Source organism: Endozoicomonas sp. ONNA2, from assembly GCF_024606365.1.
Lineage (GTDB): Bacteria > Pseudomonadota > Gammaproteobacteria > Pseudomonadales > Endozoicomonadaceae > Endozoicomonas.
This window is the reverse complement of the sequence record NZ_JAHHPO010000864.1, coordinates 1-10626: the sequence shown is the minus strand read 5'-3', so window position 1 is coordinate 10626 and position 10626 is coordinate 1. Positions and strand designations below refer to the sequence as shown.

9 protein-coding genes and 1 pseudogene are annotated in these 10626 nt (G+C 52.0%); 1 reads left to right on the top strand and 9 read right to left on the bottom strand.

What is annotated here, in order from left to right; genetic code table 11:
• Positions 1–51: 51 nt before the first annotated feature.
• The 6 genes from ispH to murJ all read right to left on the bottom strand — a co-directional run bounded on the left by ispH (position 52) and on the right by murJ (position 7770).
• Positions 52–1002, bottom strand: coding sequence for a 4-hydroxy-3-methylbut-2-enyl diphosphate reductase (gene ispH / locus KDK14_RS15385; RefSeq protein WP_257266054.1), 951 nt, complete (start codon positions 1000–1002; stop codon positions 52–54).
• A 42-nt stretch (positions 1003–1044) separates the two neighbouring features.
• Positions 1045–1485, bottom strand: a complete 441-nt coding sequence (fkpB, locus tag KDK14_RS15380; RefSeq protein WP_257266053.1) for an FKBP-type peptidyl-prolyl cis-trans isomerase — start codon at positions 1483–1485, stop codon at positions 1045–1047.
• 20 nt (positions 1486–1505) lie between these two features.
• Positions 1506–2012 (bottom strand): signal peptidase II, encoded by a 507-nt coding sequence (gene lspA, locus KDK14_RS15375; protein ID WP_257266052.1) that lies wholly within the window; start codon positions 2010–2012, stop codon positions 1506–1508.
• A gap of 191 nt (positions 2013–2203) precedes the next feature.
• Positions 2204–5074: an isoleucine--tRNA ligase gene (gene ileS / locus KDK14_RS15370; RefSeq protein ID WP_257266051.1), complete on the bottom strand. Its 2871-nt coding sequence runs from the start codon at positions 5072–5074 to the stop codon at positions 2204–2206.
• 21 nt (positions 5075–5095) lie between these two features.
• Positions 5096–6019, bottom strand: a complete 924-nt coding sequence (gene ribF, locus KDK14_RS15365) for a bifunctional riboflavin kinase/FAD synthetase (RefSeq protein WP_257266050.1) — start codon at positions 6017–6019, stop codon at positions 5096–5098.
• Positions 6020–6192: 173 nt separating this feature from the next.
• Positions 6193–7770: a murein biosynthesis integral membrane protein MurJ gene (murJ, locus tag KDK14_RS15360; RefSeq protein ID WP_257266049.1), complete on the bottom strand. Its 1578-nt coding sequence runs from the start codon at positions 7768–7770 to the stop codon at positions 6193–6195.
• Between the two features lie 390 nt (positions 7771–8160).
• Here murJ and rpsT point away from each other — a divergent pair, with 390 nt between their 5' ends.
• Positions 8161–8430 carry a 30S ribosomal protein S20 gene (gene rpsT, locus KDK14_RS15355; protein ID WP_257266048.1) on the top strand — a complete coding sequence of 90 codons (270 nt, stop codon included), beginning with the start codon at positions 8161–8163 and terminating at the stop codon, positions 8428–8430.
• Between the two features lie 121 nt (positions 8431–8551).
• Here the strand turns inward: rpsT and KDK14_RS15350 are convergent, their stop codons facing one another.
• The 3 genes and pseudogenes from KDK14_RS15350 to KDK14_RS15340 all read right to left on the bottom strand — a co-directional run.
• Positions 8552–9073, bottom strand: a complete 522-nt coding sequence (locus KDK14_RS15350; protein WP_257266047.1) for a hypothetical protein — start codon at positions 9071–9073, stop codon at positions 8552–8554.
• A gap of 15 nt (positions 9074–9088) precedes the next feature.
• Entirely contained in the window at positions 9089–10141 is a 1053-nt protein-coding gene (locus KDK14_RS15345; RefSeq protein ID WP_257266046.1) for a nuclease-related domain-containing protein, read from the bottom strand.
• A 108-nt stretch (positions 10142–10249) separates the two neighbouring features.
• Positions 10250–10626, bottom strand: a pseudogene (locus tag KDK14_RS15340) (hypothetical protein); the annotation flags it as partial.

Sequence of the window (10626 nt, the reverse complement as noted above, 5' to 3'; positions counted from 1 at the left end):
TAGACCAATTTGCTGCCACCGCAGTAGGGCAGTCTATTCTCGGACAGCCTCCTAGTCTGAAACCGCTTTCAAACGCAGCTCTTTCGGCATGGTAAAGACAATATTCTCTTCTTTGCCGCCCAGCTCTTCGGGTAATTCTGCCCCCAGTTCTTTCAGTCGCTCGATAACGCCCTGAACCAGAATATCCGGTGCCGATGCACCTGCTGTGATCCCAATGGATGCCTTGTCCACCAGCCATCCCGGTTTGATATCGTCGGCACTATCCACCAGATAAGCCCGGGCGCCCGTGCGCTCGGCCAATTCTCGCAAACGGTTGGAGTTTGAGCTGTTAACGGAGCCCACCACCAATACCAGATCAGACTGCCGTGCCAGAATCCTTACCGCATCCTGCCGGTTCTGGGTGGCATAGCAGATATCGTCCTTGCGTGGCCCCTGAATCTCAGGGAACTTGAGACGCAGGGCTTCAATTACCCTGGCGGTATCATCCATGGAGAGTGTGGTCTGGGTGACATAGGCCAGTCTGGATGGATCGGCTACCTCAAGGGCACGGACATCATCTTCGTTCTCAACCAGATACATGGCACCACCGTTTCGCCTGTCATACTGCCCCATGGTACCTTCCACTTCCGGATGCCCATGGTGACCAATCAGGACACACTCCATGCCATCGCGGGAGTAGCGCACCACTTCCATATGAACTTTTTTAACCAGCGGGCAGGAGGCATCAAACACCTTCAGGCCCCGACGTTGTGCCTCATCCTCTACGGCTCTGGAAACTCCGTGGGCACTGAAAATAACGATGACATCGTCCGGAACCTGGTCCAGCTCATCGACAAAAATTGCCCCGCGCCCCTTCAGGTTTTCCACCACAAACTTGTTGTGGACCACCTCATGACGGACATAAATCGGCGGGCCAAAAACATCCAGCGCCCGGTTGACGATCTCAATGGCACGGTCCACACCTGCGCAAAAGCCACGGGGATTAGCCAGTTTGATTTTCATAGGGGAATCACCAACCTTTTCTGTCGCTACGTATGTATGGTTTTAACCAGGCGTCTGTACGTCCAGAATCTGCACCTCAAAGGTCAGGTGTCGGCCTGCCAGAGGGTGATTGAAGTCAACTTCAACCATGTCATCATCAACATGTCGGACCACGCCGGGAAGCTCACTGTTGGCGGCATCCGTAAAGGACATCACCAGCCCTTCTTCCAGCTCAACCCCGCTAGCAAAGCTCCCTCTGGGGAGGCGTTGCACATTGTTGGGGTTTGGCATGCCAAACGCCTTTTCCGGAGGAATCCGGGAGACCCGGCCTTCACCAGAAGCCAGGCCATGCAGCGTTGCTTCAAAACCTTCCGGGAGATTACCGTCACCGATAACCAGAGATGCCGGTTTTTCCGCTGGCGTACTGTCCACCACACTCCCGTCATCCAGCTTCAGGGAAAAATGCAGAGTGACCTTGCTGCCTTTCTCGATTACTGCTGACACCGTGACTCGCTCCTGCTCTTCTATTTATCGTTAACGCTACTTTCCACCGAAGGATTGCTCCGGAACATATCCAGAATCAACATGGCGGCTCCCACTGTAATGGCCGTATCCGCCAGGTTGAACGCAGGAAAATACCAGTTTTTGTAATAGAACAACAGAAAGTCGGTGACATGCCCGTGCAACAACCGGTCAATCAAATTCCCCAACGCACCACCCAGTATCAATGACAGGGAGCACGCCTGCCAGTTTTCCCCCGGGCGAAGCTGCTTCAACCAACCCACCAGCATAATGCTGACGACAATGGCCACACCACTGAGAAACCAGCGTTGCCAACCGGACGCATCCCCCAGGAAACTGAATGCCGCCCCGGTATTGTAGGCAAGGGTCAGGGAGAAGAATGGCAATACCGATAATTGCTGGTACAGGGAAAATTCCTGATTTACCCACCATTTTGTCAGTTGGTCAAGACCGAACACGATGGCACTGAGCCAGAGCCAGTGAAGTTTTCCTGAAGTATTACTCTGCATGGCCGGTTCCTGCTAAAAAATCCATATCATTCAGTGAGTCTTGTTAATACTAAGTGTCCAGAACCGCCGGGGGATAGTGCGAATTACCGAAATCGATAAGAATTTACCTCATTACAACAGCTAACAAGGTAGACTACTGTCCAAAAAAATACCCGGAACTGGCCGGGTATTTTTTATGCCTACCGTTAAAATCAGGCAAATAGCCGCTGTTCGCCACTGCTTTCTACGTTTTCGACACAACGACCGCAAAGATCCGGATGTTCGGCAATGGTGCCAACATCTTCACGGCGATGCCAGCAACGCTCGCACTTCTTGTGCCCGGACTTCTCAACCAGCACTTTGAGCCCTGCCAGCTCTGTCACCGCAGCATCACCCCCGGCAGCCAGTGGCTTGACAGTAGCCGCCGAGGTAATCAGCACAAAGCGCAGTTCATTACCCAGACGGTTCAGTTTGTCCTGCAGCGCATCATCCGTAAACAGGGTCACTTCCGCTTCCAGAGAGCCACCGATGGTGCCCGCCACCCGGGCATCTTCAAGGGCTTTGTTAACCGCTGTCTTCACCTCCAGAATGGTATTCCAGAACTCACGACCCAGCTCATCACCTTCCAGACTGTTCAGCCCTTCATACCAGGTTTCCAGGAACACAGAAGCACCACGCTGGCCGGGCATCGCTTCCCAGATTTCATCGGCGGTAAAGCTGGTGATGGGTGCCATCCAGCGGACGAAGGCCTCAATGATATGGTACATCGCGGTCTGACAACTGCGACGGGCCAGACTGTTCTGCCCCGTGGTGTATTGACGGTCCTTGATGATATCCAGATAGAACCCCCCAAGATCCAGTGAACAGAAATTATGAACTTTCTGGTAGACCGAGAGGAAGTTGTAGCCGTTGTAAGCTTCCACCACTTCAGTTTGCAGTCTCAGGGTCCGATCCACAGCCCACTTATCCAGAGACAGCATATCGTCCCAGGCAACCCCATCGGTTGCTGGGTTGAAACCGGTCAGGTTGGACAGCAGGAAGCGTGCGGTATTGCGGATACGACGATAGCTGTCTGCGGTGCGCTTGAGGATATCATCAGAAACGGTCATCTCTGAGGTGTAGTCGGTGGTAGAGACCCAGAGACGCAGGATATCAGCGCCCAGGGACTTGAAGACCTTCTGGGGGGCAATCACATTGCCCAGGGACTTGGACATCTTCCGGCCATTGGCATCCACGGTAAAGCCATGGGTCAGCAGGCCTTTGTAGGGCGGCACACCATGCATGGCAATACTGGTTTTCAGGGAAGACTGGAACCAGCCACGGTGCTGGTCAGACCCCTCCAGATAGAGGTCAGCAGGGAATTGCAGATCCTTACGTCGCTCAAGCACCGAATAGTGGGTGACACCGGAATCAAACCAGACATCCAGCGTATCGGTCACTTTCACGTACTGCCCGGCATCCTCGGCCGAGAGCATGTCCGCCGGTTCCAGATCAAACCAGGCGTCCATCCCTTCCTGTTCAACTTTCAGCGCGACCTGTTCGATCAGTGCCTGAGTATCCGGATGCAGCTCTTCAGTCTCTTTATGGATAAACAGGGCAATCGGCACACCCCAGGTGCGCTGGCGGGAGATACACCAGTCCGGGCTCTGGCCCAGCATGGCTGCCATCCGGTTACGGCCCCACTCCGGGGTAAATACGACACCTTTCAGGGATTCCATGGCAGTATCCAGCAGATGTTCTCTGGTCATGCTGATAAACCATTGGGGTGTGGCACGGAAAATCAGGGGTGTCTTGGTGCGCCAGCAGTGGGGGTAGCTGTGGGTCATTTTTTCCTGGGCCAGCAGTCGGCCTTTCTCAACCAGCACCTCAACAACTTTAGGGTCAACCTTGTAGACGTGCTCACCGGCAAACCGTTCTACGTTGGCACGGTAATAGCCACTGTCGTCCAGATAATTGAGGGTACCGATACCGTATTGACGACCTACGGTAAAGTCTTCAACACCGTGGTCAGGTGCCGTATGGACATTACCGGTACCTGCGTCAATGGTGACGTGGTCACCCAGTATCAGCGGCAGTTCCCGGTCATAGAATGGATGGGCCACTTGCTTGTTTTCAAACGCAGCGCCCTTTGCCCGGGCAATGATTGTGTAGTCTGCCATGCCATAGCGCTGCATGGCACTGGCCACCAGGGCTTCCGCCAGAATCAGGCGGGCAGGCTCACCATTAACCTGACACTGCACCAGGGCATAATCCAGCTCGCCCCCCATGCTGACCGCCTGGGAGGATGGCAGAGTCCATGGCGTGGTGGTCCAGATAACCACGGCTACCTCGCCTTTACCCTGCTCTTCTGAAGAGCCTTGTGCCAAACCACCCTCAAAAGTAAATGCACTTAACAGATCAGCTTCATCAATGGCAGCGTAACGCACATCAATCTGGGTCGAGGTTTTATCCTGATATTCCACCTCTGCTTCAGCCAGGGCAGAGCCACCGACAACACTCCAGTAAACCGGCTTATAGCCCTTGACCAGGTGGCCATTGGCAGCAATTTTGCCAAGGGCACGGATGATGTCCGCTTCGGTCTGGAAATCCATGGTCAGGTATGGCCTGTCCCAGTCGCCAAACACCCCCATGCGTTTGAAGTCCTCCCGCTGGCCATCCACCTGTTTGGCGGCGTATTCACGGCACTTTTTGCGGAAGGTTTTGACATCCACTTTGTCCCCCGCCTTGCCCAGCATACCCTCAACCTTATGCTCAATGGGCAGGCCATGGCAGTCCCAGCCCGGCACGTAAGGGGCATCGTAGCCACTGAGGGTTTTGGCTTTGACGATAATATCCTTCAGGATCTTGTTAACGGCATGGCCAATGTGGATATCACCATTGGCATAGGGTGGGCCATCATGAAGAATAAACCTGGCCCGCCCCTGGCTGATCTTGCGAATTGCTTCGTAGAGATCCATGTCATACCAGCGCTTGAGCATGTTTGGCTCACGCTGGGCCAAATTGCCGCGCATCGGAAAATCGGTCTGTGGCAAATTCAGGGTATGCTTGTAGTCGGACTTTTCTGAAGACTTTTCTGAAGACATAAGTTATTTACCGGAACTCTACTAATAACCAAAAATCTTGCGGGCTGATTCGATATCATTGGCAATCGCTGCCCGCAAGGCCTCCAGCGATTCAAATTTCTGTTCATCCCTGATCTTTTCAACAAACTCTACCTGCAGGGTCTGATCATACAGATCCCCCCTGAAGTCGAGCATATGGACTTCAAGCAGGGGTTTGACACCCGCTACCGATGGCCTGACGCCCAGGTTGGCAACCGCATTAAAACGGTGGCCAGCCACCAGGGTACGAACAGCAAACACCCCCTGCAAAGGCAGGCGCCGACGACATACCCGGATGTTCGCCGTGGGGAAGCCCAGGGTTCTGCCCAGCTGCTGCCCTTTCACCACCCGGCCAACCATGGTGAATGGCCGACCCAGCATATGTTCCGCTTCGGCAAACTCGTTTTGCGCCAGTGCATCACGAATGCGGGTACTGCTGATACGCCCCTGCTGCATTAGTACAGTCTGGGTATCACAGACCTCAAAACCGTAGCGCTCCCCCATCCGTTCCAGATGGGTAAAATCGCCTTTGCGGTCACAGCCATAGCGAAAATCATCGCCCACAATCAGGTAGCGAATATCCAGACCTGCGACCAGGGCACGGAAGACAAACTCATCCGCACTGAGGCTGCGCAGCCGGTCATTGAAAGGCAGGCAGAGCACCTGATCCACATGATTTTCCGCCAGCAGCGCCAGCTTCTCCCGCAGGCTGGACAACCTCGGTGGTGCCGTATCACCCTGGAAATACTCTCTGGGCTGGGGCTCAAAGGTGATGACACATACCCTGGCATCCAGCTCAAACGCCTGCTGTTTCAGGGCTTCAAGAATGGTTCTGTGGCCCACATGCACACCATCGAAATTACCGATGGTGGCCACGCACCCTTGATGTTCTGGCCTGATATTGTGCAACCCGCGGATCAACTGCATGGAGAGGCCCGGACTCCTTTACTTCCTGTATTCAAGACAATATGTTTACCCGGGAGGCTGTCCGAGAATAGACTGCCCAATCTGGCAAAGCTGACTTAACGACGAAGCCGGGCAGTATACCCCAGCAGGTTCCATGGGTCACTGAGTTGGAAAAACAGCCAGGAACCTTATGGTTAATGCCTGAATTGCCCGGGCCTGACACCACTGACCAAAAGCACAATGACGTAAACCATTAACCCTGACAGAACCAGCAAGCCAGTCTGGGATACTCGCTCCCATAGTGACCAGTCCAACCACAATTCAATATCCTCGGCCAGCCAGACCAGCGTTGCCGCCATCGCCAGGTTAGCCGCCAGCAGCCGGGCAAAATACAGTAGCCAGCCCTTTGCAGGCTGATAAACCCCTGACTGTTCCAAACCACGATAAAGCAAGCCCGCATTCAGAAAAGCCGACAGGGTAGTGGCCAGCGCCAGCCCGGCGTGTTGCAGCGGGAATACCAGAATCAGGTTAAACACCATATTCGCCACCATCGCCTTGATGGCAATTTTTACCGGCGTTTTGGTGTCCAGACGGGCAAAATAACCCGGTGCCAGCACTTTGATCAACATAAAGGCAATCAAGCCAAGGGCGTAGGCCTGTAAACTCATGGCAGACATCAACACATCCCGGTCCGTCATCTCCCCATAGTCAAACAGGGTGGCGATGAATGGCCCGGCCAGGATAAACAGCGCAACAGCCGCCGGCACACCGATCAACAATACCAGGCGAATGGCCCAATCCAGCGTTCTGGAGAAATGCCCGCTGTCTGCTTCGGCATGTCTGGTGGAAAGGCTGGGCAGAATCACCGTGGCAATGGCGATACCAAACACCCCCAGTGGCAGCTCGGATAAGCGGTCAGAATAATAGAGCCAGGAGACACTGCCGGTTTGCAGAAAAGAGGCCAGCACCGTATCCAGCAGCAGGTTGATCTGGCTGACAGACACTCCGAACAGCGCTGGCACCATCAGCCTCATGATCCGGCGGCAGCCCTCATCCTGCGGCCCCCACGTGGGCATGGGCAGAAGGCGAATCTGCAATAGAAATGGCATTTGCAGTAACAACTGGGCAATACCCGCTATGGCGACCCCCCAGGCCAGCGCCATGACCGGCTGGGCAAAATAGGGCGTCAGCAGCAGCGTTGAGCCAATCAAACTCAGATTGAGCAGCACCGGAGTAAATGCCGGTACCGCAAATCGCCCATAGGTGTTCAGGATTGAGCCCGCCAGGGCCGTCAGGGAAATCAACAACAGGTAGGGAAAGGTAATCCGCAGCATATCACCGGCCAGCGCCAGTTTTTCCGGTTCATTAATAAAACCGGGCGCAAACAGCCGGATCAGTACAGGAGCCGCCAAAACACCCACCACCGTCACCAGCAGCAATACCCCGGCCAGGGTCCCGCTTACCCGGCTGACCAGTGCGCGCACATCGGGAAAACGTCTTCGGGAGCGATATTCCGACAGTACCGGCACAAAGGCCTGGGAAAACGCCCCCTCGGCAAACAGGCGACGGAGAAAGTTCGGGATTTTGAACGCCACAAAAAAAGCATCCGCTGACGCGGTTGAGCCAAAGTAGCCAGCAACCACCACATCCCTGGCCAGACCGAGCACCCGGGAGAGCATGGTCATTATCCCCACCACCAGGCTGGATCTCAGCAGTCCCGGTTTTTTTGGTTCAGGCTGACTGGATGGCGGACTGTTATTGGAATCACTCATGTTGCAATTGAATTAAAAAGCATAAGAATAAACGCTCAATCATATCCAAGGTAATAGTGATTGCCACATTTATTGTGAAAATCGTTGGCTTTATCCATAAATAGCATCACCGTCCAGACTGCCGAAAACGCCACCGTCCGGCAGAGCTACAGCCCTGCAGACAGTATGGCGTATTGACAAGACCGGCCTGAGTCGGCATAGTTCGGCGGCTAAATAGCTTGAGCTTGAAACAGCCTTGGGCTGGATCAAGTGGGATATGGGCTGGCAATGTCTTACCCGGGGCATTGACAGTAACTGCGGCAAACACCTGTCCTGCGCAAGTTCCATACAGGGTGCCCCAAAGCTGCCCTGAGACAACCCGAACGAATTTGATTTTTCAGGAGCACCAAAATGGCTAACTCTCCTTCTGCCCGCAAGCGCGCCCGTCAGGCTGAAAACCGTCGTCAGCACAATGCCAGCCTGCGTTCCATGGTCCGCACTTCCATCAAGAAAGTGATCAAGGCGATCGACACCAAAGACCTTGAAGCCGCCAAAGTGGCCTTCACTGCCGCGGTACCGGTCATCGACCGTATGGCCGACAAGGGCATCATCCACAAGAACAAGGCTGCCCGTCACAAGAGCCGCCTGAACGCCCAGATCAAGGCCCTGGCGACTGCCTGAGTTTTGCAACCACTGTGCGGACATAAAAAAACCGGCTTTTGCCGGTTTTTTTATGTCCTGACCAGTCAAGGAGCAAACTCAGGGTGGACATTAAGGAATCCGTATCAGAAAACCGGTTACTTTACCAGTCATTGCTTATTCCCCCCGAACTGAAACTGTCATCGAATGAAGAGCCAAATGAATCATCAAATGATGAACTAAAAGAGTCATGCATATCGGAACCCAACGAGTCATTTATATCCGTACCATACAGGCTTCCGCCTACATCAACACCACCGATACTGTCGTCCATCATCGGTAGACCCGTGGCAGGATTTATGATAGGGCCGCTGGAAAAAACGTCATCATTAAAGCTATGCATTGATGAAGAATTAATGACGTTATCTTCACCAAACAAAGAAGACGACGATGAATCGAAGCTGCTATGACTGAACGAGTCATCATCAAAACTGTCGTTAAAACCATTGTCACTGTCTGGATGGTCAAAGCCGGTGCTATGGCCTGAAAAATCAGTTTCCTCTAAAGGCGAGTCAGCCAGTTTATAGAGCAGCACACTGGCAATGCCACCCAAAATCAGCGCCACAGGTCCGCCAAGGATCAGCAGTGCCACATTCATCAGAATGAAGAATTTCTTGTTTTTCATTTTTTGCTTTCCCTTCTACGCGGCTTCGTATTTCCGATGGTGTCTTTCTATAAGCGCCTCTATTTGCTTATGCTCCTCTCTGGTCATGCTGATCTGATCGTTTCTTGGCAGTTTTTTGATCCACGACTCCAAGTTTTCCAGCTTAACCACATCGGTTTGTGGGTTGTCTGGACTCATTGCCGGATAGATCACCGCATTTTCATGAGCATAGATTACCACCATTTTTATTGGCCATTTGTTTATGTCATGATCGGTCAGCAATCTCTTGAATAACCCCCGGGTTCTAATGATCTGCTTTGAAGCATTTTTATAATCGTAGGTTGAACCGTTGGTTTTGATCTGCCTCCACATCGGCTTGTTGTCACAGAAAATCTGGCCAGAATGATATTTCACCTCAGCCATAATAAAACCAACCCCAGGCACACTTATGACAAAATCAATCTCAAAATTCTTACCTGCATAAAAAATATTCTGGCTGCCAATAAAACCATAGATCACTTTTCCCTTTAGCTTGGATAGCACTGCTCTTACTTTGGCCTCACCAAAGTCTCCGGCATCTTTGTGATCGTTAAACGACGCTTTAATCTCTTCAAACTCAGAATCCACTGTGCTTTGTGGTGCGGGTGAGCTGCGTTTATCAACACCCTGATAAATCGGGCAATTTAGCCGATCATAATAGTAGTCGCTTTTAGATCCATCATGCTTGTTTGTAGTTTCAGCAGGTGCCTGTTTTTCATCACGATAAGTTTCGGTATAGTTTTTCCGCTTCTGTGTTTCACCATTCTGACGATAGTCGTCATGCTTTTGATGATCATCACCGGCATCATAATCTGGCTGACTGCTTTTATTTTGATCAATTTTATCAGGCGCAATTTTCTTATCCATAAGTGAAAAAAATGACCTGAAAAAAGATGCGGTGGCTTTTATCGTAGCAACAAACAGAAATAGCAACATGAACACGATAAAGTACAGGTAAAGCGCCATAAAGCTCGGTGAACCTGTAGCAATCACATTGACAAACAAAACAAGCAGAAAGCCGAATAGGCCAAATTTTAACAGTCCCTTCATAAGCCACCCCCCTTAGGCTCCCTATAAAAAGCGGCTGATTACACAGCCTCCTTATCTATAATCAATTAAGTCCGGTTGATTTATCAAGTAGAGTCCCAAACCTGTTCTCTAGTTCGTGCTTTCATCCCTATTAATCTTACATTTTACTGAAGGGATTCTCAGCTGTTTCCCTTTTTCCTGCCATCCGTATGGGACACACGGCTCTTGACTAAATCCGGACTCATCAAAATAAAACAGGTTGATTAACCCTTTACGTTCGGCTTCCTGAGCGTCTGCGAGTGCGGTTTGGCAGCGCCTGAACTGCTCTTCGTTTCGTTTATGTTTGCATGATTTACGGAATCTTTTGTATACCAGCCCTAATTTTTTTACGATCTTTCCCAGAGTTCGTTTTGATGCAGATTTTCCAGTTTCATCCTCAATTTTGGATTGAATATAACCTGAATCCGTAACTTCAGAAGACGTTGAAACCTTCGGAAGCCGGTCGT